The sequence below is a fragment of the Mycolicibacterium stellerae genome, from assembly GCF_003719305.1.
Lineage (GTDB): Bacteria > Actinomycetota > Actinomycetes > Mycobacteriales > Mycobacteriaceae > Mycobacterium > Mycobacterium stellerae.
Window position 1 is genome coordinate 41818 of sequence record NZ_RARC01000011.1, and the last position, 21807, is coordinate 63624.

The window sequence follows — 21807 nt, forward strand, 5'->3', positions numbered from 1 at the left end:
TCAGCAGCGCTCGCGTGCCCTCGCGCGGGGTGGATGTCTCCGGTAAAGAAGTGCGCATGGATCAGTACAGGCGCGGGGAGCTTGTTTTCGACGTCATCGATGCCGGGCCTGCCGACGGGCCCGTCGTGATCTTGTTGCACGGCTTTCCCCAAATGAACACCAGCTGGAACGCAGTGATCACAAAACTCACCGCTCGCGGCTACCGCTGTCTGGCTCCTAACCAGCGGGGTTACTCCCGTGGCGCCCGACCGACACGCCGCCGGGACTACCGGGTGTCCGAACTGGTCGAGGACGTCCGCACCCTGATCGACGCCAGCGGTGCGCACCGCGTACATCTCGTCGGGCACGACTGCGGTGCTTTCGTGGTGTGGTTCGCCGCGGCACAGATGCCTGATCGCTTGGCCACTGCGTCACCGTTGTCGACGCCGCACCCGGTCGGTGGCCGCAAGGCGCTCCTCACGAGCTGGCAGATTTTCGCGTCCTGGTACGTGCTCTTCTTCCAACTGCCTCGCATTCCGGAACGGGTCTTCATCGGCAGCCGAGGGACTGCGACCGGCCTTTCGAAATTCCTGCAGGCGCACAGGCAGACACCCGAGAACGCCGAGCGCGACGCCCGCGCGATGGCCGCACCGGGCAGGTTCACTGCCGCCGTCAACTGGTACCGAGCAATGCCTTTGGCTAATTTTGTTCGCCTCCTCCGCGGTCAGATCACGGTCCCGACGATGCACGTGTTCAGCGACGGTGACACATTCCTCAGCCCCAAAGGAGCACATGCCAGTGGCCGCAATGTCAGCAGCGAATACCGCTTCGAGCTACTGCGTGGGGTGTCCCATTGGATGCTGGATGAGGATCCCGATGCGGTGGCCGATCTGCTGCTCGAATGGTTCGTCGCACAGCCCGTCTGAACTCAAACGTCGTGCGCTCCTGAAGAGAACGAAAACGGGTCGGTGATCATCTGGACGGTGACGTGCACGCCGCGTATCCGAGCCCTCAGAAGCGTGTTCGAGTCGAGGCTGCAGTCGGTGTATACGCGATTGGCGGCCGCGCTGGCTCAGGAGGCGGAGCATCGATAACCCCCACCGCGCGTCCGTCAACCCGGTAGAAAGCTAGCTATGCCAGGTATTGCCGAACTCGCCTTGGGTGCAGCGCCGATCGCGGGCGGTGCGCTGTTGGGTGCCGCCGCGGGTAGTTTCAAGGGCCCCGACGTACGCGCCATGATCGCCAAGGATATGGATCTGCTCGAACGGATCCCGGATGATCAGCCCGAGCTGAAGGCTCGGCTCAAGGCCAGCATCGACGAGCGCATCAACGATCTGATCGAGGCGAACGAGAAGAGTCGTGCCCTGCGTGAGGCCGCAATGTCTTACGGCGGCAACTGGCGCGACATAGTCGTCTTCATCTGCGCAATTCTCTTCACCATCATCTGGTGGAACGTGAGCCACAGCCGGACCAACTGGCTGGTGATGTTCATTCTGATGATCATTCTGTCGGTGGTCGCCGCGATCTATGCGGGCCGCGGCATAGCGCGCGCAATAGCCAATTTCCTGCACAGGAACGACCACGACGAGGAGACGCCGAAGGCTCAGTAGTGGTAGGTGTCCGACGGGGCCGGGATGTGCGCCGGGTCGTCGACGTCGTCGAACTCCGAGGGCTCGATTCCGTACGAGCGGGCCAGGTCGAGGATCTTGTTGGCACGGGCGATACGGGGCAGGTCTGAGCCGTTGCGGATCTCGCCGCCGTCGCGCTCGAACTCGAGGAAAAACTCTTTGGCCCAGTTGATTTCGTCCAACGACGGCGAAAGCCCCTCATTCACCGTTGCGCACTGATCCGGCGTAAGGCAGATCTTGCCGGTCATGCCGAACTCGGCGGACACCGCGGTGGCCTCGCTCAGCTTCAGGGCGCTCGATCCGACGGTGGGGCCGTCGATGGCGCCCGGTAGATGAGCGGCCTTCGCCGCGATCGTGAACCGCGAGCGTGCGTAGGCCAGAGTGGTTGGGTTGTCGCCGAAGCCGGTGTCGCGACGGAAGTCACCGATGCCGAAGGCCAGCCGGAATGTGCCCTTCGCCGCCGCGATCTCGGTGATCCGCTCGAGGCCGCGGGCCGTCTCGACCAGTGCGACGATCGGGACGCCTGTCAGCCGCTTGGCGGTCTCGGTGACATGGTCGACGGACTCGACCATCGCGAGCATCAGCCCGCCGACCGACGTGCCCGACAGCATGTCGAGGTCGTCCTGCCACCACTGCGTTCCGAAGCCGTTGACGCGGACCCAGTCGCCGTTGCCTTCGCCGAGCCACTTGATCACATGGTCGCGCGCCGCGGCCTTGTCCTTCGGGGCGACGGCGTCTTCGATGTCGAGAACCACGATGTCGGCGCGGGACCTGGCGGCGGGCGCGAATCTCTCGTATTGCGCACCGTTTACCAGCAGCCAGCTCCTGGCGAGCACGGGGTTGATCCGCGAGCCGACGTCCGCGTCGTCATGGGGGGTGCTGACCTCGTTGTCCACCCGAATATCGTCGCGCACCGCGGCCGTCAGGCCAACAGCGGGTCCCGTGCTGGTCAGGCCAGCGAGGCCCCGAACAGCCTCTGCAGCGCGGCCCAGTGCCGGTCGGCGGCCGACTTGTCGTAGGGCGGATTGTCGGGGACCGCGAACCCGTGCGCGGCGGGATAGAACTCGACCATGTGCTCGACACCGGCGGCGGTCAGCGCCTTATCCAGCGTTTGGGCGTGCTCGGTGGTGAAGCCGCCGTCGTTCTCGGCGCCTGCGATGTAGACGGTCGCCTTCATCTTGTCGGCGAGCAGATGCGGACTGTTCGGGTCATCGGTGACTAGGCCGCCGCCGTGGAAGGAACCGGCGGCGCCGACGCGGTCGGGCTGGCGCCCGGCCACGATCACCGAGGTCCGGCCGCCCATGCAGTACCCGCACACCCCGTACCGCGACCCCGTCACCTCGGGCCGGGAATCGAGGAAGTCGAAGAATGCGCCTGCGTCGCTGGCGATCATGTCCGGTGTTACCGATCCGACCATCGTCATCAGCCGGGTGCGTTGCTCGGGATCGCTGAACACCGTCCTCATGTCGAACGGCTCCCAGTCGCCGTGCCGGTAGTAGACGTCGGGCAGCAGCACCGCGTAGCCCTGGTCGGCGAGATGCTGAGCCATGTCGTGCATGGTGTCGCGGACGCCGCCGGCGTCGACGTACATGACGACCCCAGGCCACGGGCCGGAGCCTTCGGGGGTGTGCAGGGTGACGGGGCAGGAGCCGTCCGGCGTGGTGACGGTGGCAGAAACACTCGGCATGCTTCCGTTCTACGCCACTCCTCTGGACGTAAGCTTGGCGGCGTGCCGATCGCCACGCCCTACGAGGATCTGCTGCGCGTGGTGCTCGACCGCGGCACACCGAAATCGGACCGCACCGGTACCGGCACCCGCAGCCTTTTCGGCCACCAGCTGCGCTACGACCTGGCGGCGGGCTTCCCGCTCATCACCACCAAGAAGGTGCACCTGAAGTCGGTGATCTATGAGCTGCTGTGGTTCCTGCGCGGCGACTCCAACGTGCGTTGGCTGCAGGATCACGGCGTCACAATATGGGACGAATGGGCCAGTGACACAGGCGATCTCGGACCGGTCTACGGCGTTCAGTGGCGGTCGTGGCCGACGCCTTCCGGCGAGCACGTCGACCAGATCAGCGCGGCGCTGGAACTGCTGAAGTCTGATCCGGACTCGAGGCGCAACATCGTCTCGGCGTGGAACGTCGGCGAGATCCCGCAGATGGCGCTGCCGCCGTGCCACGCGTTCTTCCAGTTCTATGTCGCCGACGGGCGGCTGAGCTGCCAGCTCTACCAGCGCAGCGCCGACCTCTTTCTCGGCGTCCCCTTCAACATCGCCAGCTATGCGCTGCTCACCCACATGATGGCAGCGCAGGCGGGTCTGGACGTCGGCGAGTTCGTCTGGACCGGCGGTGACTGCCACATCTACGACAACCACGTCGAGCAGGTCACCGAACAGCTCAGCCGCGAGCCGCGGCCGTACCCGGAACTCGTTCTGGCGCCGCGAAATTCGATCTTCGACTACACCTACGACGACATCGTCATCAAAAACTACGACCCGCACCCCGCCATCAAGGCGCCCGTAGCCGTATGACGGTGGGCCTGATCTGGGCCCAGTCGCCCGCCGGTGTGATCGGGCGTGCAGGCGGGATTCCGTGGCGGCTGCCCGAGGACCTGGCCCGCTTCAAGGAGCTGACCATGGGGCACACCGTCGTCATGGGCCGCCTGACCTGGGAATCGTTGCCCCCGAAGTTCCGGCCGTTGCCTGGCCGCAGAAATGTCGTAGTGACCCGGCAAGCTGACTACATGGCCGAGGGAGCGACGGTGGTGGGCAGCCTCGACGAGGCTCTCACCGATGACATGACATGGGTGATCGGCGGCGGGCAGATCTATGCGCAGGCGCTACCGCTCGCCACCCGGTGCGAGGTCACCGAGGTGGAGGTGGAATTGCCGCGGGAGGACGAGGACGCCGTCGCGCCGGTGCTCGACGAGATGTGGCTCGGTGTCGGGGGTGACTGGCTGGTCAGCACGTCGGGGCTGCGTTACCGGTTCCTGAGCTACACCCGGGCATGAGCAGGCTCACCGCCGGTCAAGCGCGGCGCATCGCGGTGGCTGCGCAGGGCTTCCACGAGCCGAAGCCACGCGGTGCCGTGACGCGTGCGCACCTGCGGCGGCTGATCTCACGAATCCAGGTCCTGCAGCTGGACTCGGTGTCGGTGGCGGTGCGGGCGCACTACGCGCCGGTGTTCAGCAGGCTCGGCCCCTACGACCGCGATGTGGTGGACCGCGCGGCGTGGAGTCACAGCGCGCGGTCGCCGCGGCTGCTTGTCGAGTACTGGGCGCATGAGGCCGCGCTGATGTCGGTCGACGACTGGCCGCTGCTGCGCTGGCGGATGCGGGAGTACGCCGACGGTCGCTGGGGCAAGGAGATCGTCAAGAAGAACGCGAAGCTGGCCGAGGACGTCGTCGCCGCAGTCACCGAACTCGGGCCGTCGACGGCAGGACAGATCGAGGCACACCTCGAATCGGAACCACGTGGACGTAAGGGCCCGTGGTGGGACCGCAGCGATACGAAGTGGGTGGCCGAGGCACTCTGGTCGGCGGGGGTGCTGACGACGGCGACGCGAGTCGGCTTCGCCCGGCATTACGAACTGACGGAGAACGTTCTGCCGCCCGAGGTGATGGCGCGCGAGGTGGACGACGACGAAGCCGTTCGCGAACTGACGCTGCGGGCGGCTTCGGCGTTGGGAGTGGGGACCGAGGCGGACATTCGCGACTATTTCCGGCTGGGGGCAGGCCAGATCAAGCCGGCGCTGGCCAAGCTCGTCGCGGATGGTGAACTGGAAGTGGTCGAGGTGGATGGGTGGAAAGCACCGGCGTATCTACGCGCGGGCCAGATCATTTCGCGTCGCGAACGGGGGACGGCACTGCTGTGCCCGTTCGACCCGCTGGTCTGGTTCCGGCAGCGCGCCGAGCGAGTGTTCGGCTTTCACTACCGCATCGAGATCTACACCCCGGCGCCCAAGCGCCAATTCGGTTACTACGTATGGCCGTTCATGCTCGACGGTCAGTTGGTCGGCCGTGTCGATCTGAAGGCAGAGCGCGCGTCGGGTGCGCTGAACGTCGTCGGGGCGTTCACCGAACCGGGTCAGGACGCGGGACGGGTGGCGACGGCGTTGGCGGGTGAGTTGCGGTCGATGGCGTCATGGCTGGGGTTGAGCGACGTGACGGTGGGTACGCGCGGAGACTTGGTGGGGGAGTTGCGCCACGCGCTAGTTTGAGTTGCCGCGACTAGTCATACCCGGGGTCTCGTAGTTCGCGTCTCGCGCGAATGCACTCTCGCGGAGTTGCTCTGCGTCGAGATCCTCTTGCTCCGTTCGGAGTTCCGGGTAGACGACTTAGGCGTCGGCGGCATCGCCGAAGAGTTTCTGAAGAACATCGAGGATTGGGACCGTAAGACCTCTGTTCTCCAATTTCAGAGTACTTCTCGAATTCAGGAGCCCTGATGCGGGCAGCGATGACATCGTGTATGAGACGAAGGTGCGAACTGAGATCTGGCAATTCTTCTGGCCATTTGCTCACCACAGCATCCCTTCTTCCAGAACGCCGCGGTACTGATCGTCGCCAAGACGCCAGCCGACTGTGCGGCCTCGAACGCCTCGCCTGCGTGTCGCGGACGTTCCGGCACAGTCGCTCGCCAAAAGGATAGGTCCTCTACTGCGCAACGATTTCCATTTCATCTGGCCGTGGCCACCGGGTGGGCGGGTCGTCGGTCACCCACGCGTATTCCAACGCGGACAGGTGGCCCTCTGTAACCATAACAGAATCTCGCCGCGGTACACGGTTCGGTTAGGCACAAACGCGCGTGCGGGAAACGGGCCGTTCGGAAGTGCCGTTCCGGCTGCGGTGTTCGGCGTCTTCACGTCGTATATCCAAACGACATCTTGCAGGACGACGGCGCCTATCAGATCGTCGAGAAGTGGCAGCCCATCAGGAATCTCGGATGTCGAAACGATCGCTTTGACCATGGCGACCTCATCGGGCGAGATGTCTCGCCAGGCACGATTGCTAGTCACGGAAAGATGCCGTACCGACCTCTAGGGTGCTTGTCGACCACCCTCGCCGCCTGGAATCGGCTCGTAAAGTTGCGGCGTCTTGTCGAACCCATCCCAGTAGATCCATAGATGATCACTGACGGGACAACGAAACGCGATCGTCCCGGCGAGATATAGCTTCTCGACATCGACCTGACCGCTGTACTGGTCGAACTCGACATCAGAAAAGAGCTTCCACTCGTTCTCGTTCGGAATGTCGCCACTTGTACGAATCTCTGTACCGCACACGCATACGAATTTTGCCATTCTCACCCAATTACGATTATGTCGCTGATCTTGTCGGTAATGCCCCTGACTCGTGGGAGGAGGTCACCGACCTGTTCAGGAGTCAACGGAGAATTTCTGAGATCGAGCACGATACCCCCTCCTCGAACTTGACTGCTCTTGTCGGCGATCGCGCCCACCAGACGGTCTATGTTGCCGCTCCTCGGCGTATAGACATCGTATGGCACACCATCGAGCGTTAGGTCAGACATTCTGCCTGCGGATGGATCCGCTTGCCGCAGAAGGACATCGTGACCGCGGTTCGCCAATTCTTCTGCGGCCTCCCGCTCACTTGCGGAAAATCCTTGCCCACTAACCGTCAGATTGCCGTTCTTCAGTACTGGGGACGCCGGGTCCTCCCGCTTACCCTTCCGCGCAAGGCTCTTGATGCGTTCAAGGCGCTTTCGAGCGCCTGCGATGTCGTGAGCCTTTTTGACGCCTTGGCTGATGCGTTTGGAGATCTTCCAGGCGCCGATGGCCGAGCGGATGGTGCTGGCGAATTTGGTGATGGTGTGGGCGGCTTTGGCGGTGCCTGCGGCGGCGCCGACGCCGAAGCTGACGCATGCGGCGAAGATGGAGATCACTGCGGTGGCGGCCAGTTCGACCGCCAGGTCGGTCAAGATGTCTTCGAGCTGCTGGCGTAGGTCTTCCAGTGCCGCCTTGTAGTCGCGGCACGATGTCACTAGTTCGCTGCAGCCGGCCAGGATCGCCGCCGTCGCATCCCGCAGCTCGCGCAGATCCCTGGTGAGGTATTCGACCTCGGGGGACTGGGTGTCGCTGAATGCGCGGGCGTTGACCTCGAGAGCCTCAACCACGGTCTTCGTCTGATATACCGTGGCAAGCCGGTCCCACACCTGGGCGGCGGTATCGACCTTGATGGTGTCGCCGTCGGGCACCGGCACGCCGACCTGCTCGACGAGGCCCAGCGCGTCATCCAGCAAGCCTTGGCCGGGGCCGCCCGCCGACGGCGGCGCGGTCAGCACACCGGCCACGCTGGCGGGTTCGGGTGGGCGCTGCGGCGGCGCACCCCGGTCACCGGCGGTGGCGTTGTATTCGGCGACGGCGTGGTTGTAACCGGCTTGGATGATCACCCCGCCGTAGTTCTGCAGCGCCGTGGTCAAATCGTTGACCGAATCCAGCACTTCGCGTGCACGCCCGTCATACGAGGTCGCCCACACGGTGCCTGCATCGTCGGTGCCCGCCATCGGGGCGGTATCACCCAAAATCCGGACGTTCACCGAAAACGCGTCGTACACCTCGCCGGCCAACTCGAACAACCGGCTACCGACCGCGTAGTAGGTGTCGGTGTCGACGTCCTGGGTCACGTCAGCATCGCTACATTGAGCTGGGCGGCGTCGGTGTAGTTGCGATGTGCGGCGTGTGCGGCGTGTCGCAACTGCGACAACGCTTCTCGCATCTGTTGCGCGGCGCTCATCCACTCCTGGTGCAGGGTGTTGTGGGCGGAGGCTCCCTCACCCTCCCACGACTCGTGCAGCGCGACGACTCGATCGTCGACCTGGGCAGCGATCATGTCGGCTCGCTCGTCGAAGGCGTGAAGCTTGGCGACGAAGGCCAGCAGTTCATCGAGTTCGACTCGGTAGCGCATTACTAGGCGACCTCGGTTGGCACGTTTCGCACCGAAACCGCAGAGGCGCTCTCCTGCTCGTCGTATTTCACCGCTGCCCGCTCGAGCAGCTGCGAGGATCCAGCGAGGCTCTCGACGAGCGTGGCCGCAGCGTCGTGCCACTCCTCCCACAGGGCGGCGTACGTAGACGCGGCAGCACCTGACCATCCCGATATGACGGTGCCCCATTCCCGCGACAACATCGCGAGTTCTGCTCGCAGCTCCTCGGCGTCACCGTTCACGGCGCGAGAAGTCCCGAGCACTCGGGGTACGTCGACGCTTATGCGGCTCAGCACATATCAAGCCTATGGGCCGCTAAGACTCACTCCTGCACTAATTTTGCGGACTCGGCGTCGGCAGAAGCGTCGTCCCGCTCCTCGCTGAAGTCCGGCAGCGCGCGGCCGGTCACCCGGTTGACGATGAACACCACCGCGCCGACGGCCAGCCACACGACGCCGCCGATCTTGGCGAGCGGGTCGGCGTTGAACAGCACATAGCCGATGATCAGGAATCCGAGCGTGGGCACCACCAGATGCAGCAGATAGTTCTTCGACTTCTTGTGGCCGATGTAGTACCAGACGACGGAGATGTGCAGCAGGCAGAAGGCGAACAGCGCACCGAAGTTCACCAGGGACGAAATCAGGCCGATCTGGCCGACGAAGAACAGCACCAGCACGACGCTGATCGCGCTCACCACGAGAATCGCGTTGATCGGCACCTGCCGGGCACTGATCTTCGACAAGAAGCCGGGCAGCTGGCGGTCCCGGCTCATCGAGTACAGCAGCCGGCTGGTCGCCGCCTGGGCGGCCATCGCGTTCGCGAACCCGACGGCGAGCACGTTGACGACGAAGAACGCGTTCATCCACCCGGTGTTCGACGCCGCCTCGACCAGCTTGAAGAACGCGTTGCCCGCCTCGTCGTCGCTGAACGATTCCCGTCCGCCCGCGAGCAGGCTGGCGAGCCAGGTCTGAACGATGAACAGGAACGCCACGATGAACAACGAGCCGACCATGGCGCGGCCCGCCGGGTTGCGCTTACCCGTCGACTCCTCGGCGAGCGTCGAAATACCGTCGAAACCAAGGAAACTCAGCACCGCAATCGACAGTGCCGACGCGATCAACGGTGCGCTGACCAATTCGGAGTTCCAAATGGGCGTGGTGCTCCAGCCGACGTCGGGCAGCGATCCGCCGCTGATCGCGCGGAACGCGATGTAGACGAAGATCACCACGAAGACCAACTCGATGGCCAGGAACACGCGGTTGGCCATCTTCAGCGAGTCGACGCCGAGAAGGTTGATCACCGTGTTCACGATCACGAACACGATCGCCCACAGCCACCGTGGCGTGTCGGGGAACAGGCCGATCATCGATTCGGCGGCGAACACGTACAGCAGCGTCGGCACCAGCAGGTAGTCCAGCAGAATCGCCCAACCGGCGAAAAAGCCTGCGCCCGGATGGATCCCGCGCCCGACATACGAGAACACCGATCCCGCCAGCGGGAACGATCGGGCCATCTGCGCGTAGGCCATCGCGGTGAACACCATCGCGATCAGGCCGATGAGATAGACCAGCGGCACCATGCCCGAGGCGCTGTTGTAGACGGTGCCGAAGATCGCCCACGGTGCGATCGGCACCATGAAGACCAGTCCGTAGATGAGCAGGTCGACGGTGGCGACCGAGCGGTGCAATTCCTGCTTGTAGCCGAAGGATTCGAGGCTGCGTTGGCCTTCCATGACTGTCCTGTCGTCGAGGTGAGCTAGACGCGGGCTGTCGCGTCGTTACGGGTGAGGAACGCGGCGACGACGGCGCGAACCTCCTCTGGCTTCTCCAGATGTGAGCAGTGGCTGGTGTCGGGAAAGACGTGGCTCTCCGCGCCGGGGATGTGGTCGACATACGGCTGCCAGGTCTCGGGGGTGGCCTCGTCGAACTCACCCGCGATCACCAGCGTGGGCGCGGTGATCTGGGGAAGCCGGTCGATGATGTCCCACCCGCGCAGGGTGCCGAGCACATGAAACTCGTTGGGACCGTTCATAGTGTGGTAGACCGTCGGCTCGGCCTCCATCTGCTCGATGGTGTCGACGAGGTCCTGCGGCATCGGCACGACCCGGCACAGGTGGCGGCGATAGAACTCGTCGGTCGCCGCCAGGTACTCCGGGTCGGTCACGGTGCCCGCCTCTTCATGACGGGTCAGCGCGTCCTGGATGTCCGGTGGTAGCGCGGCCACCAAGTCCGCGCACCCGGCCATCCAGAGCTCCATCGACGCCGGCGAGTTGCAGATTGCCACCGACTTCAGCCCGGATGGTTGCAGGACCGCGATCTCGGCGCTCAGCATGCCGCCCCACGACTGGCCGAGCAGGTGGTACTCGTCGATACCCAGCGCTTCGCGGACCGCGTGGAACTCCTCCACGAACAGGGCGGGCGTCCAGAAGTCGGCGGGTGCATCGGGGAGGTGTGTGCTTTTCCCGCAACCGAGCTGGTCGTAATGGATGACCGTGCGGCCGGTCTCGCCCGCCAGCTCGGCGAAGTTGCGGACGTAGTTGTGCGCCATCCCCGGGCCGCCGTGCAGGACGAACAGGGGCAGCGAGCCGGGTCGGGGATCGTCGGGTGCGGTGATCTGGACCCAGGTCTGATGGCCGCGGAACGGGACCATCCGGGTGGTACAAGCCATGAAATTCAGCATGGACTCCTAAAGGTCTCATGACAAGACCATTGATCGGGATTTAACATTTGAGCCGACGACGAAGGAATGACGCATGGCGCACAACGGCGCACCGGCAGTTTTGCTACACCAGCAGCGAGACACGCCCACCCGCGTCGACGAGATCACCGATCGCCTGATCACCGCGATAGCGATCGGCGAATACCTGCCCGGTGCGCGGTTGCCGGTCGAACGCGACCTCGCCGCGTCGCTGAACGCGGGTCGCATGACGGTGCGCGCCGCGCTTGCGCGTCTGCTCGATCGGGGGCTGATCGAGACGCGGCGCGGACGCGGCGGCGGGTCATACGTGCGCGACCAGTGGCCCGACTCGTCGACCGATGCGGTCGGCCGCACACTGCGAGCACGTCTCGGCGAACTACGCGACCGCTGCGACGCGATCTGCCGATTGCAAGGCACCGTCAGCCGGGCCGCCGCAGACTCCCGCACCGAAGACGACATCTCCGTCATCCGGGCCAGGCTCGACGACTATCGAACCGCAGAGAGTGGTCTGGCCGCCCAGCAGGCTGACAGCCGGCTTCATGTGGCGATCATGGACGCCGCGCACAACGACGTCCTCAAGCAGGTGCTGCTCGACCTGAAGGCCACTGTGAGCATCGGCGCTCCGGCGCACCTGTGGGGCGAGCCGTCCAACATGCGCACGATGGAACTGCGAGCCCTGCGCGAACACGAACAACTGATCGACGCCATCGCCGACGGCCGCGCCGACGAAGCCGACCATCTCGCGCGCCACCACGGGGTGATCGACTTCGAGCTCATCACCGCCGCGATGCAGCGCGCCGGGGTGCTCACCGATTGATCCGCGCGTCGAGGAAACCGCCGACGCCATGTCAGTTGAACGGGATGACGTTATCGGCCTTCGAACGCTGATATTGCTCCGACAAGCGTGCATAGGCATCGCGGATCCGCTTGTCCTGCTCCCGCAGTTGTGCGCGTAGCGGCTCGGGCTCCGTCTCGACCAGCGCGGCAACCGAGTACGCGGTCCAGAACGCGTTGCTTCGCCGGTAGGCGCCATCCTCGACACCGAACACCTCCTTGAGGATCTTCAAGTCGTGCGGGATGCCGAAGGCGTCACGGGAATCCTCGTAGGTGAAGAAGTAGTAGAAATTGTCGAACCCGCACCAGGTGATCGCCGACAGGCACAGCGGGCACGGTTCGTGGGTGGACAGGAACACCAGGTCGCGCGTCGACGGTCGCCCGGCCATCTCGTAGAACCGGTTCAGTGTGCTGATCTCGCCGTGCAGCAGCGGATTGTCGGTTTCCCTGTTCGTGCCTGCGATGACAACCGAGAAATCGGATTTGCGTAACAGGGCGGCGCCGAAAACCTTGTTCCCCGCGGCGACGCCACGCTCGGTCATCGGCAGGATGTCGCGCTCCATGACATCGAGTAGGAGGGAAGCGACGCTGTTATCCCCCATCGGACCAGGGTAGCTCCGCGAAACCGCCACCCCGGTGTGCAACGCCGCAAAGCTTGCGTTGAGGAGCTCGCGTTAGGGTGAGCCGTGGCCGAGACCGCGCCGCTGCGCGTGCAGTTGATAGCCAAGACGGAGTTCTTGGCCCCGCCCGACGTACCGTGGAGCACCGACGCGGATGGTGGCCCCGCTCTGGTGGAGTTCGCTGGCCGGGCCTGCTATCAGAGCTGGTCCAAACCCAATCCCCGGACTGCGACCAACGCCAGTTATTTGCGGCACATCATCGACGTCGGACACTTCTCGGTGCTCGAACACGCGACGGTGTCCTTCTACATCACCGGGGTGTCGCGGTCGTGCACCCACGAGCTGATCCGCCACCGCCACTTCTCCTACTCCCAGCTGTCCCAGCGGTACGTGCCTGAGCACGACTCACAGGTCGTTCTGCCTCCCGGCATGGAGGACGACCCGGAACTGCAGGAGCTGTTCACCGCTGCCGCCGACGCCAGCCGCGCGTCCTACTCCGAACTGCTGGCCAGGCTGGAGGCCAAATTCGCTGACCAGCCGAACGCCGCGATCCGCCGCAAACAGGCCCGTCAGGCCGCCCGTGCGGTCCTGCCAAACGCCACCGAGACCCGCATCGTCGTCACCGGCAACTATCGGGCCTGGCGGCACTTCATCGCCATGCGGGCCAGCGAACAGGCCGACGTGGAGATCCGCAGGTTGGCGATCGCGTGCCTGCGCGAACTCGTCGGCGTCGCCCCGCAGGCCTTCGCGGATTTCGAGATCGCAACGCTGGCGGACGGCACCGAGGTCGCCACGTCCCCGTTGGCGACGGAGGCTTGACCGTCACCGGGTAATCTTGGTGGCCGTGAGCACCAGCGGATTCGACGTGCAGGCCCGCCTGGGCACCGTGCTGACCGCGATGGCGACACCGTTCAAGCCCGACGGCTCGCTGGACACCGTCACCGCCGCGCGCCTGGCCACCCACCTGGTGGACGCCGGCTGCGACGGCTTGGTGCTCTCAGGCACCACCGGTGAATCGCCGACCACGACCGACGACGAGAAGGTCGCGCTGCTGCGGGCGGTGCTGGACGCCGTCGGCGACCGCGCCAGGATCATCGCGGGCGCGGGTACGTACGACACCGCGCACAGCGTGCACCTCGCGAAGGCAGCCGAGGCCGAGGGCGCACACGGACTTCTCGTCGTGACCCCGTACTACTCGCGGCCCTCCCAAGCCGGGCTCGCAGCGCACTTCACCGCGATCGCCGATGCGGTGTCGGTGCCGATCCTGCTCTACGACATTCCCATTCGATCGGGCATCCCCATCGAATGGGACACCATCCGGGCGCTGGCCGAACACCCGAACATCGTCGGAATCAAGGACGCCAAGGGTGACCTGAACGGCGGTGGCCGGATCATCGCCGAGACCGGTTTGGCGTACTACTCGGGTGACGACGCGCTCAACCTGCCCTGGCTGGCGATGGGCGCGGTCGGGTTCGTCAGTGTCTGGGGACATGTCGCGGCCAGCCAGCTCCGAGAAATGCTGTCGGCATTCACCTCTGGCGATGTCGCAACTGCCCGCAAGATCAACGTGACGCTTGCTCCGCTGGCCGATGCGCAGTCCCGCCTCGGCGGTGTGACGATGGCCAAGGAAGGGCTGCGGCTTCAGGGTTTCGATGTCGGCGACCCGCGACTGCCGCAGGTGCCTGCCACCCCGGACCAGATCGAGGCGCTCGCCGCTGACATGCGGGCCGCCACGGTACTTCGCTAGTGGACACGGATTTCAGACCGCCGGGACCGCTGGTCCCCGGAGGGTTGCGGGTCACGGCGCTGGGCGGCATCAGCGAAATCGGCCGCAACATGACTGTCTTCGAGCATCTCGGTCGGCTGCTGATCGTCGACTGCGGGGTGCTCTTTCCCGGCCACGACGAGCCGGGCGTCGACCTGATCCTGCCCGACCTGCGTCTTGTCGAGGATCGCCTCGACGACGTCGAGGCGCTGGTGCTGACCCACGCGCACGAGGACCACATCGGCGCCATCCCGTTTCTGCTCAAGCTGCGGCCCGACATCCCGCTGGTCGGTTCGAAGTTCACGCTGGCGCTGGTCGCGGAGAAGTGCCGCGAACACCGCATCAAGCCGGTGTTCGAGGAAGTCGCCGAGGGCCAGAGCTCGATTCACGGCGTGTTCGAGTGCGAGTATTTCGCGGTCAATCACTCGATTCCGGGCTGCCTGGCGATCGCGATTCACACCGGGGCGGGCACCGTGCTGCACACCGGGGACATCAAGCTCGACCAGTCGCCGCCCGACGGCAGGCCCACAGACCTTCCCGGCATGTCGCGACTCGGCGACTCGGGCGTCGATCTGTTCCTGTGCGACTCGACGAACTCCGAGATTCCCGGCGTGGGCCCGTCGGAAAGCGAGATCGGTCCGAACATGCACCGGCTGATCCGCGGTGCAGAAGGGCGGGTCATCGTCGCCTGCTTCGCGTCCAATGTGGGTCGGGTGCAGCAGATCATCGATGCATCGGTGGCGCTCGGCCGCAAGGTGTCGTTCGTCGGCCGCTCGATGGTGCGCAACATGGGGATCGCGAAGGAGCTGGGCTACCTCACCGTCGACGACGACGACGTCATCGACATCGGCGCAGCGGAGATGATGGCGCCCGGGCGCGTCGTGCTCGTCACCACCGGAACGCAGGGCGAGCCGATGGCCGCGCTGTCGCGGATGTCGCGAGGTGAACATCGCAGCATCACGCTGACGTCGGGCGATCTCATCGTCATGTCGTCGTCTCAGATCCCGGGCAACGAGGAAGCGATCTTCGGCGTGTTGGACGCCCTGGCCAAGATCGGCGTCCGCGTCGTCACCAATGCCCAGGTGCGCATTCATGTCTCGGGTCACGCATACGCGGGCGAGCTGCTGTTTCTGTACAACGGAGTGCGGCCGCGCAACGTGATGCCGGTGCACGGAACCTGGCGGATGCTGCGGGCCAATGCGGCGCTGGCCGCCCGCACGGGAGTACCGGAGGAGAACGTGGTGCTGGCGGAGAACGGCGTCAGTGTCGACCTGGTCGCGGGCAAGGCATCGATTTCCGGTGCGGTATCCACCGGCAAGATGTTCGTCGACGGGTTGATCACCGGTGACGTCGGCGATGCCGTCGTCGGCGAACGGCTCACGCTGTCATCGGGATTCATCGGGATAACGATCGTGCTGCGCCGCGGAACCGGGCGGGTGGCCGCGCCTGCGCGGCTGCACTCGCGCGGCTTCTCCGAGGACCCGAAGGCGCTGGAGCCGGTGACGTCCATGGTGGAGGAGGAGCTGGAATCACTTGCCGCCGACAACATCACCGACGTTGCCAGGATCGCTCAGGCGGTGCGCCGCACCGTCGGTAAATGGGTGGGGGAGACCTACCGTCGACAGCCGATGATCGTGCCGACGATCATCGAGATCTAGCCGACGGGCTCAAGGTTCTGGATGGTGCTTCCTGGCGGCACGTAGACCGGATCAGGCGTCAGCGTCTGGGTGGATAGGTCCGATGGCGGGGTCCACTCCTCGGCCTGTTCCTTCGGCGGGGCGACGCATTTTGAACCCGCCCAGACTCCACCTGTCTTGATACAGCAATATTTCAAGTGGTCATACCATCGGCCAATGTTGTCTTGCCGATCATATGGATAGGAAGCCTTGCACTGGTCGTAGGCGCCGATATCCCATTCCTTGGGCTCCGCGGTCGCGACTGCGGGAGAGGCGAGTGCAACGGCTGCAACGGCGATGGCGAGCTTAGCAGCGCGGATCGGACCGGTCATCTCTTCGTTCCCTTCGGTCGACGGTGATGTCGTGCGAACGAGTGTGTGGGGGCCGATGAGACGGCAGAAAGGGGCAAATGCCCCATATCGACGACGGGATCGCGTCAGCGCTTCGCGCAGTAGGCCGACCACTCCAGATCGGAGGCGGCGAGATTGCGTCCGGTCGGTCGGATGTAGTGCCGCAGGTAATAGTCGGGACCCGCCTGCTCGACCAGTCGCCAGCCGTATGTGCCGACGAACTCGGCGATCTCGTCGGGGTCGATGCCGAACTTCCACACCTGTCGCCGTTGCCTGAAGCGCTTGTACAACACCGCTGCGTCGTACATGTTGCGCCCTTCGATGAAGTCCGCGCGGACATAGGTGAACACCAGCCGACTCCCCGTCGGGGCGGCCTGCAATGCCGCGAGCGTCGTACGCACGGCATCCTCGGTCAGGTACTGCGTCACGCCTTCCCAGACGAAGAACGTCCTGGCGTCGGTCTGGTAGCCGTGCTCGGTCAGGGTGCCGACCAGGTCGTCGCGTTCGAAGTCCAACGGCACCAGGCGAACCGAGGCAGGAATGGGCCCGATCGCGCGTCGCAGGGCGGCATTCTTGCGCGCGACGTTGACCGGAAGGTCGACCTCGAATACCGGGATATCGGAGCGGCGTGCGAGGCGTAAACCCCTGGTGTCCATGCCCGCACCGAGCACGACGACGGCGTCGACGTCCTGCAGTGCCTCATCGAGCCTGTCGTCGATGAAGCGTTTGCGGCAGGAGATGAGCGCCCATGAGCCGGGCACCGCCTTCTCGCCGGCCGATATCGTCAGGCGGCGCAGCAGGGGCCACCGCATCGCACGAACAACCGCGCGCTGGCCTGCGGGCAGGATCGAGGCGGCGAGGTCGTCGTCGACCAGACGGCGTTCGGGCGGCTCGTACTGCTCGATCGCCGCCTCGACCATCGGGCCGAAGGCGGTCTGGGCGGCGGGATTTCGCGCCATCAGCGCTTGTTGACGTAGCCCGCGTCCACGGGCAACGTCACTCCCGTGATATACCAGGCCTCGTCCGAGACCAGCCATGCCACCGCGGCGGCGATGTCCTCGGAGTCGACGGCCTGCACCGGCAGCGCCATGCCGAAATCGACCGGCGCGTCGTTCTCCTCGGTGATCCGTGCCAACCACTGCCTGGTGAACTCGTTGTTGATCATCGGCGTGTTCACCGCTGCCGGATGAATCGAGTTGACCCGGATGCGATGCGGCGCAAGGTGGTTGGCGTACGCCCGCATCAGCCCGACGACACCGTGCTTGGCTGCCGTGTAACCGAGCGACCCGGCGTCGTCGCCGCCGATCCCGACCAGACCCGCGGCGGAACTCGTCAGCACGATCGCGCCACCGTCGCCCTGCTCGACCATCGTCGGGATCGCGACCTCGACGGTGTGGTGCACGCCGGTGAGGTTCACGTCGACCACGTCGCGCCAGCCCGCTTCGCCCGACTGCATCGGGGCGATGCCGGCGTTGGCGATGACGATGTCCAACCTGCCGAACTCGTCCAGACCGGCCTGCAGTGCGGTGTTGAGCGCGTCGCGATCGCGAACGTCGGCCTCCCGCGCCACGATCCGTGCACCGGCGTCCTCGACGAGCTTGACGGTCGCAGCGAGATCGTCGGCCGTGGCCATCGGGTAGGGCACCGACGCGATCTGGTCGCAGATGTCGACCGCGATGACGTCGGCGCCGTCGGACGCCAACCGCACGGCCTCGGCCCGCCCCTGGCCGCGAGCGGCACCGGTGATGAACGCGACCTTGCCGTCGAGCGACGCCATCAGGAACGCAACTGGCCCTTGGCCGGGTCACCCGCCACGACGGGCTGCAGCATCTTGATGTCCGGCGCGCCGTCGAGGTGCTCGCCGATGGTGCCGAACAGGTTCCCGACGGCCGGTGCGGTGCTGTGCACCTTGAGGGCGTCAGCGTCGGCCCACTGCTCGACGAACACGAACGTCCCATCGGCCTCATGCAGGGCATACAGCTCGCAGCCGGGCTCCTCGTGCACCGCTTCGATGGCCTTTTTGCATGCGTCGCGTACGGCGTCGACGGACTCGGGTTTGGCCTTCATGGTGGCGACGACGACAACGGGCATGGCTGCTTAACTCCTCGATGAGTGGGAATCGGACAATTGCTCACCCTACTCAGCGAACCTAACTAAATTTCGACACCTAACTGTGACCCGTGTGGCTGATGGTGAATATGGGGCAGCTGCGACTAGGCTTGAGCCCATGCCTAGTAAGACCGCTGCGCGCTCTGGTGCCCGTTCGAGCAGGTCAAAAGCCGGCTCACGGTCGGGGTCCCGCGCGGCTCGACCCGCGCCGCGCCGCAAGCCGGCCAAGAAACGCGCGCCTTCGCCCATCCCCGCGGCCGGGCTGGCCATCGGGCGGGGCGCCCGCGCCGGCTGGTTCATGCTGGCACGGGGGGCCGGCTCGACCGCCCGATCGGTGGGCCGCGCCCGCGACATCGATCCCGGCCATGCCCGTGACGGAATCGCGCTGACGCTGCTTGGCGCCGCGGTCATCGTCATCGCGAGTTCGTGGTTCGACGCCGCCCGCCCGGTCGGCGGATGGATCGACAACGTCCTGCGGGTGCTGATCGGCTCGGCCGTTTTGCTGTTGCCTGTGGCGCTCATCGCGATCGCGGTCGTGCTGATGCGCACCGAGCCAGATCCCGACGCCCGGCCGCGGCTGATCCTGGGCGCGTCGATGATCACCCTGCCGTTTCTTGGCCTGTGGCACCTGTGGGCCGGCTCGCCGGACGATCCGGCGGGGCGTCGGACCGCCGCGGGATTCATCGGCTTCGCCATCGGCGGTCCGTTGTCGGAGGGGTTGACCCAGTGGATCGCGGCGCCGCTGCTGTTCATCGGTGCGCTGTTCGGGCTGCTGCTGATCACCGGCACGACGATCCGTGAGGTGCCCGACACTGTGCGGGCGATGTTCGGCACCCGGTGGCAGCGCGACGACGAAGAGTTCTACGACGACGATGAGCTGCCGGACTACGGCGACGCGCAGCCCGAGGACTTCTCCGACGGCTACTACGACGATCCGGCGGCCTACAGCGACGAAGAGGCCAAAGCGTGGCCCACCGGTACGCCGATGGAGAACTACCCGCTCGACGATGCGCCGACAGTTCCCGAGCCCACCCCTGCGGCGAAGCGCAAGAAGGCGGCCAAGCCGGAAAAGCTCGTCGCCGACCGAGTCGTGGACGGTCCGTACACGCTGCCTTCGCTGGATCTGCTCAAGAAGGGTGATCCGCCGAAGAGGCGCAGCGCTTCCAATGACCGCATGGCAGAGGCGATCTCCGAAGTGCTGCAGCAGTTCAAGGTCAATGCCGCTGTCACCGGCTGCACACGTGGGCCGACCGTCACGCGATACGAGGTCGAGCTGGGACCTGGCGTCAAGGTCGAGAAGATCACCCAGCTGCAGAAGAACATCGCGTACGCGGTCGCCACCGAAAGCGTGCGCATGCTGGCACCGATTCCCGGCAAGTCCGCCGTCGGCATCGAGGTGCCGAACACCGACCGCGAGATGGTGCGCCTCGCCGACGTGCTGACCGATCCGTCGACCCGAAGCGACCACCACCCACTGGTGATCGCACTGGGCAAAGACATTGAGGGCGAGTACATCTCGTGGAACCTGGCGAAGATGCCGCATCTGTTGGTTGCGGGTTCGACAGGCTCGGGTAAGTCGAGCTTCGTCAACTCGATGCTGGTTTCGCTGCTGGCGCGCGCCACGCCGGAGGAGGTCAGGATGATCCTGATCGACCCGAAGATGGTGGAACTGACGCCCTATGAAGGCATTCCGCATCTGATCACGCCGATCGTTACGCAGCCGAAGAAAGCCGCCGCGGCGCTGGCGTGGTTGGTCGAGGAGATGGAGCAGCGTTACCAGGACATGCAGGCATCGCGGGTGCGCCATATCGACGACTTCAACGCGAAGGTGCGGTCGGGGGAGATCACCACACCGCTGGGCAGCGAACGCGTGTACCGCCCGTATCCGTATGTGGTCGCGATCGTCGACGAGCTGGCCGACCTGATGATGACGGCGCCGCGCGACGTCGAGGACGCGGTGGTGCGGATCACCCAGAAGGCGCGCGCCGCGGGCATCCACCTGGTGCTGGCGACCCAGCGGCCGTCGGTCGACGTGGTCACCGGCCTTATCAAGACCAACGTGCCGTCCCGGCTTGCGTTCGCGACGTCGTCTCTGACCGACAGCAGGGTGATCCTCGACCAGCAGGGCGCCGAGAAGCTGATCGGCATGGGCGACGGGCTGTTCATTCCGCAGGGGGCCAACAAGCCGATCAGGCTGCAGGGCGCCTACATCACCGACGACGAAATCAGTGCGGTCGTCAGCGCCTGCAAGGACCAGGCGGAGCCCGAGTACACCGAGGGCGTCACCGCGGCCAAGACGAGCAGCGATCGCACCGACGTCGATCCCGACATCGGCGACGACATGGACGTCTTCCTGCAGGCCGTTGAGCTGGTGGTGTCGAGCCAGTTCGGCTCCACGTCGATGCTGCAACGCAAGCTGCGGGTGGGCTTCGCCAAGGCAGGCCGGCTGATGGACCTGATGGAGACCCGCGGAATCGTCGGCCCCAGCGAGGGTTCCAAGGCGCGCGAGGTGATGGTCAAGCCCGACGAGCTGGCGGCGACGATCGCCTCCATTCGCGGCACCGGCTCCGTCGACGAGGATGGCTAGCTAGCGCCGAGGTCGACGTATTGGCGCGCTGCACTCGCACTTTTGCGCCCAAATGTCGATTTGGGCGTCAGAGCATCAACAGCATTCGTGAATTGCCGAGGATGTTCGGTTTGACGTAGGACAGGTCGAGGAACTCGGCGACACCGGTGTCGTACGAGCGGCACATCTCCTCATAGACCTCCGCGGTGACGGGTGTGCCCTCAATCTCGGCGAACCCGTGCCTGCTGAAGAACTCGGTCTCGAAGGTGAGCACGAAGATCCGGCCGAGATGTAATTCGCGGGCCACTTCGAGCAGTCGGTCGACGATGAGGTGCCCCACCCCCTGGCCCTTGACCCGTGGATGCACGGCCACGGTGCGCACCTCGCCGAGGTCCGCCCACAGCACGTGCAGGGCTCCGCACCCAATGAGCTCGCCTTCGTGCTCGGCGACCCAGAACTCCTGGACCCCTTCGTACAGGGTGACCAGGTTCTTCTCCAGCAGGATCCGGCCCGAGTAGATGTCGATGAGGGCCTTGATCGCCGGCACATCCGACGTGTTGGCGCGACGGACCACAAGCCCGTCTGCCCGCGAACCATGCCCATCGCCCACAGGTGCGAGGGTATCGGCTCGAGCAACGGATATT

The 21807-nt window shown here is 65.4% G+C and carries 24 protein-coding genes; 10 read left to right on the plus strand and 14 right to left on the minus strand.

Features of this window, described 5'->3' with window-relative positions; genetic code table 11:
* Positions 1-56: 56 nt before the first annotated feature.
* Together D6M19_RS15605 and D6M19_RS15610 are read left to right on the plus strand one after the other, a co-directional pair.
* Positions 57-905 carry an alpha/beta fold hydrolase gene (locus tag D6M19_RS15605; protein WP_123026142.1) on the plus strand — a complete coding sequence of 283 codons (849 nt, stop codon included), beginning with the start codon at positions 57-59 and terminating at the stop codon, positions 903-905.
* A 207-nt stretch (positions 906-1112) separates the two neighbouring features.
* Positions 1113-1589, plus strand: a complete 477-nt coding sequence (locus D6M19_RS15610; protein ID WP_123026143.1) for a hypothetical protein — start codon at positions 1113-1115, stop codon at positions 1587-1589.
* On the opposite strand, the gene D6M19_RS15615 is transcribed toward D6M19_RS15610, so the two are convergent.
* Entirely contained in the window at positions 1583-2503 is a 921-nt protein-coding gene (locus D6M19_RS15615; RefSeq protein WP_123026286.1) for an HpcH/HpaI aldolase/citrate lyase family protein, read from the minus strand. The two genes, D6M19_RS15610 and D6M19_RS15615, sit on opposite strands and share 7 nt — an antisense overlap.
* A gap of 53 nt (positions 2504-2556) precedes the next feature.
* The gene (locus D6M19_RS15620) at positions 2557-3294 is read right to left on the minus strand and encodes a dienelactone hydrolase family protein (protein ID WP_123026144.1); all 738 of its coding nucleotides are present in this window, start codon (positions 3292-3294) and stop codon (positions 2557-2559) included.
* 42 nt (positions 3295-3336) lie between these two features.
* Between D6M19_RS15620 and D6M19_RS15625 the strand changes: the two genes are divergently transcribed.
* From D6M19_RS15625 to D6M19_RS15635, 3 genes are read left to right on the plus strand one after another with little or no spacing between them, the layout of a single operon-like run.
* Positions 3337-4137, plus strand: coding sequence for a thymidylate synthase (locus D6M19_RS15625; RefSeq protein ID WP_123026145.1), 801 nt, complete (start codon positions 3337-3339; stop codon positions 4135-4137).
* Positions 4134-4616, plus strand: coding sequence for a dihydrofolate reductase (locus D6M19_RS15630; RefSeq protein WP_123026146.1), 483 nt, complete (start codon positions 4134-4136; stop codon positions 4614-4616). Before D6M19_RS15625 ends, D6M19_RS15630 begins: the two co-directional genes overlap by 4 nt.
* Positions 4613-5824, plus strand: coding sequence for a winged helix-turn-helix domain-containing protein (locus D6M19_RS15635; protein ID WP_123026147.1), 1212 nt, complete (start codon positions 4613-4615; stop codon positions 5822-5824). Before D6M19_RS15630 ends, D6M19_RS15635 begins: the two co-directional genes overlap by 4 nt.
* A gap of 816 nt (positions 5825-6640) precedes the next feature.
* Here D6M19_RS15635 and D6M19_RS15645 read toward each other — a convergent pair.
* The 6 genes from D6M19_RS15645 to D6M19_RS15670 are packed head-to-tail and all read right to left on the minus strand — an operon-like array spanning position 6641 to position 11213.
* Entirely contained in the window at positions 6641-6886 is a 246-nt protein-coding gene (locus D6M19_RS15645; protein WP_164478511.1) for a DUF8617 domain-containing protein, read from the minus strand.
* A 20-nt stretch (positions 6887-6906) separates the two neighbouring features.
* Positions 6907-8247 (minus strand): CdiA C-terminal domain-containing protein, encoded by a 1341-nt coding sequence (locus D6M19_RS15650; RefSeq protein WP_123026149.1) that lies wholly within the window; start codon positions 8245-8247, stop codon positions 6907-6909.
* Complete coding sequence (locus D6M19_RS15655; protein WP_123026150.1) at positions 8244-8528, minus strand: WXG100 family type VII secretion target; 285 nt, start codon at positions 8526-8528, stop codon at positions 8244-8246. Before D6M19_RS15655 ends, D6M19_RS15650 begins: the two co-directional genes overlap by 4 nt.
* Positions 8529-8530: 2 nt before the next feature.
* Positions 8531-8842, minus strand: coding sequence for a WXG100 family type VII secretion target (locus D6M19_RS15660; RefSeq protein WP_123026151.1), 312 nt, complete (start codon positions 8840-8842; stop codon positions 8531-8533).
* A 26-nt stretch (positions 8843-8868) separates the two neighbouring features.
* Positions 8869-10278, minus strand: coding sequence for an APC family permease (locus D6M19_RS15665; protein WP_123026152.1), 1410 nt, complete (start codon positions 10276-10278; stop codon positions 8869-8871).
* Between the two features lie 23 nt (positions 10279-10301).
* Complete coding sequence (locus tag D6M19_RS15670; RefSeq protein ID WP_234834881.1) at positions 10302-11213, minus strand: proline iminopeptidase-family hydrolase; 912 nt, start codon at positions 11211-11213, stop codon at positions 10302-10304.
* Between the two features lie 85 nt (positions 11214-11298).
* On the opposite strand from D6M19_RS15670, the gene D6M19_RS15675 reads away from it, so the two are divergent.
* Positions 11299-12060, plus strand: a complete 762-nt coding sequence (locus D6M19_RS15675) for a FadR/GntR family transcriptional regulator (RefSeq protein ID WP_123026154.1) — start codon at positions 11299-11301, stop codon at positions 12058-12060.
* Between the two features lie 31 nt (positions 12061-12091).
* On the opposite strand, the gene D6M19_RS15680 is transcribed toward D6M19_RS15675, so the two are convergent.
* Entirely contained in the window at positions 12092-12679 is a 588-nt protein-coding gene (locus tag D6M19_RS15680) for a tRNA-specific adenosine deaminase (protein WP_123026155.1), read from the minus strand.
* A gap of 84 nt (positions 12680-12763) precedes the next feature.
* On the opposite strand from D6M19_RS15680, the gene thyX reads away from it, so the two are divergent.
* From thyX to D6M19_RS15695, 3 genes are read left to right on the plus strand one after another with little or no spacing between them, the layout of a single operon-like run.
* Entirely contained in the window at positions 12764-13516 is a 753-nt protein-coding gene (gene thyX / locus D6M19_RS15685; RefSeq protein ID WP_123026156.1) for an FAD-dependent thymidylate synthase, read from the plus strand.
* 19 nt (positions 13517-13535) lie between these two features.
* Positions 13536-14444, plus strand: coding sequence for a 4-hydroxy-tetrahydrodipicolinate synthase (dapA, locus tag D6M19_RS15690; protein WP_206428537.1), 909 nt, complete (start codon positions 13536-13538; stop codon positions 14442-14444).
* Positions 14444-16120, plus strand: coding sequence for a ribonuclease J (locus tag D6M19_RS15695; RefSeq protein WP_123026157.1), 1677 nt, complete (start codon positions 14444-14446; stop codon positions 16118-16120). Before dapA ends, D6M19_RS15695 begins: the two co-directional genes overlap by 1 nt.
* On the opposite strand, the gene D6M19_RS15700 is transcribed toward D6M19_RS15695, so the two are convergent.
* The 4 genes from D6M19_RS15700 to D6M19_RS15715 form a co-directional block, all read right to left on the minus strand.
* Complete coding sequence (locus D6M19_RS15700) at positions 16117-16470, minus strand: hypothetical protein (protein WP_123026158.1); 354 nt, start codon at positions 16468-16470, stop codon at positions 16117-16119. The two genes, D6M19_RS15695 and D6M19_RS15700, sit on opposite strands and share 4 nt — an antisense overlap.
* 104 nt (positions 16471-16574) lie before the next feature.
* Positions 16575-17447 carry an SAM-dependent methyltransferase gene (locus tag D6M19_RS15705; RefSeq protein WP_123026159.1) on the minus strand — a complete coding sequence of 291 codons (873 nt, stop codon included), beginning with the start codon at positions 17445-17447 and terminating at the stop codon, positions 16575-16577.
* Positions 17447-18265, minus strand: coding sequence for a mycofactocin-coupled SDR family oxidoreductase (locus D6M19_RS15710; RefSeq protein WP_123026160.1), 819 nt, complete (start codon positions 18263-18265; stop codon positions 17447-17449). Before D6M19_RS15710 ends, D6M19_RS15705 begins: the two co-directional genes overlap by 1 nt.
* A complete protein-coding gene (locus D6M19_RS15715) occupies positions 18265-18579 on the minus strand; it encodes a putative quinol monooxygenase (RefSeq protein WP_123026161.1) in 315 nt (104 codons plus the stop codon). The genes D6M19_RS15710 and D6M19_RS15715 overlap by 1 nt, the downstream gene beginning before the upstream one ends.
* 136 nt (positions 18580-18715) lie before the next feature.
* Here D6M19_RS15715 and D6M19_RS15720 point away from each other — a divergent pair, with 136 nt between their 5' ends.
* Positions 18716-21184 (plus strand): FtsK/SpoIIIE family DNA translocase, encoded by a 2469-nt coding sequence (locus D6M19_RS15720; RefSeq protein ID WP_123026162.1) that lies wholly within the window; start codon positions 18716-18718, stop codon positions 21182-21184.
* 67 nt (positions 21185-21251) lie between these two features.
* On the opposite strand, the gene D6M19_RS15725 is transcribed toward D6M19_RS15720, so the two are convergent.
* The gene (locus D6M19_RS15725; protein ID WP_123026163.1) at positions 21252-21773 is read right to left on the minus strand and encodes an amino-acid N-acetyltransferase; all 522 of its coding nucleotides are present in this window, start codon (positions 21771-21773) and stop codon (positions 21252-21254) included.
* Positions 21774-21807 lie beyond the last annotated feature (34 nt).

What these genes read in the sequence shown, in the direction of transcription:
- D6M19_RS15605 (WP_123026142.1), top strand. Translation starts at nt 57, where the DNA reads ATGGATCAGTACAGGCGCGGGGAGCTTGTTTTCGACGTCATCGATGCC.
- D6M19_RS15610 (WP_123026143.1), top strand. Translation starts at nt 1,113, where the DNA reads ATGCCAGGTATTGCCGAACTCGCCTTGGGTGCAGCGCCGATCGCGGGC.
- D6M19_RS15620 (WP_123026144.1), bottom strand. Translation starts at nt 3,294, where the DNA reads ATGCCGAGTGTTTCTGCCACCGTCACCACGCCGGACGGCTCCTGCCCC.
- D6M19_RS15630 (WP_123026146.1), top strand. Translation starts at nt 4,134, where the DNA reads ATGACGGTGGGCCTGATCTGGGCCCAGTCGCCCGCCGGTGTGATCGGG.
- D6M19_RS15635 (WP_123026147.1), top strand. Translation starts at nt 4,613, where the DNA reads ATGAGCAGGCTCACCGCCGGTCAAGCGCGGCGCATCGCGGTGGCTGCG.
- D6M19_RS15655 (WP_123026150.1), bottom strand. Translation starts at nt 8,528, where the DNA reads ATGCGCTACCGAGTCGAACTCGATGAACTGCTGGCCTTCGTCGCCAAG.
- D6M19_RS15665 (WP_123026152.1), bottom strand. Translation starts at nt 10,278, where the DNA reads ATGGAAGGCCAACGCAGCCTCGAATCCTTCGGCTACAAGCAGGAATTG.
- D6M19_RS15670 (WP_234834881.1), bottom strand. Translation starts at nt 11,213, where the DNA reads ATGGCTTGTACCACCCGGATGGTCCCGTTCCGCGGCCATCAGACCTGG.
- D6M19_RS15675 (WP_123026154.1), top strand. Translation starts at nt 11,299, where the DNA reads ATGGCGCACAACGGCGCACCGGCAGTTTTGCTACACCAGCAGCGAGAC.
- D6M19_RS15680 (WP_123026155.1), bottom strand. Translation starts at nt 12,679, where the DNA reads ATGGGGGATAACAGCGTCGCTTCCCTCCTACTCGATGTCATGGAGCGC.
- D6M19_RS15700 (WP_123026158.1), bottom strand. Translation starts at nt 16,470, where the DNA reads ATGACCGGTCCGATCCGCGCTGCTAAGCTCGCCATCGCCGTTGCAGCC.
- D6M19_RS15705 (WP_123026159.1), bottom strand. Translation starts at nt 17,447, where the DNA reads ATGGCGCGAAATCCCGCCGCCCAGACCGCCTTCGGCCCGATGGTCGAG.
- D6M19_RS15710 (WP_123026160.1), bottom strand. Translation starts at nt 18,265, where the DNA reads ATGGCGTCGCTCGACGGCAAGGTCGCGTTCATCACCGGTGCCGCTCGC.
- D6M19_RS15715 (WP_123026161.1), bottom strand. Translation starts at nt 18,579, where the DNA reads ATGCCCGTTGTCGTCGTCGCCACCATGAAGGCCAAACCCGAGTCCGTC.
- D6M19_RS15720 (WP_123026162.1), top strand. Translation starts at nt 18,716, where the DNA reads ATGCCTAGTAAGACCGCTGCGCGCTCTGGTGCCCGTTCGAGCAGGTCA.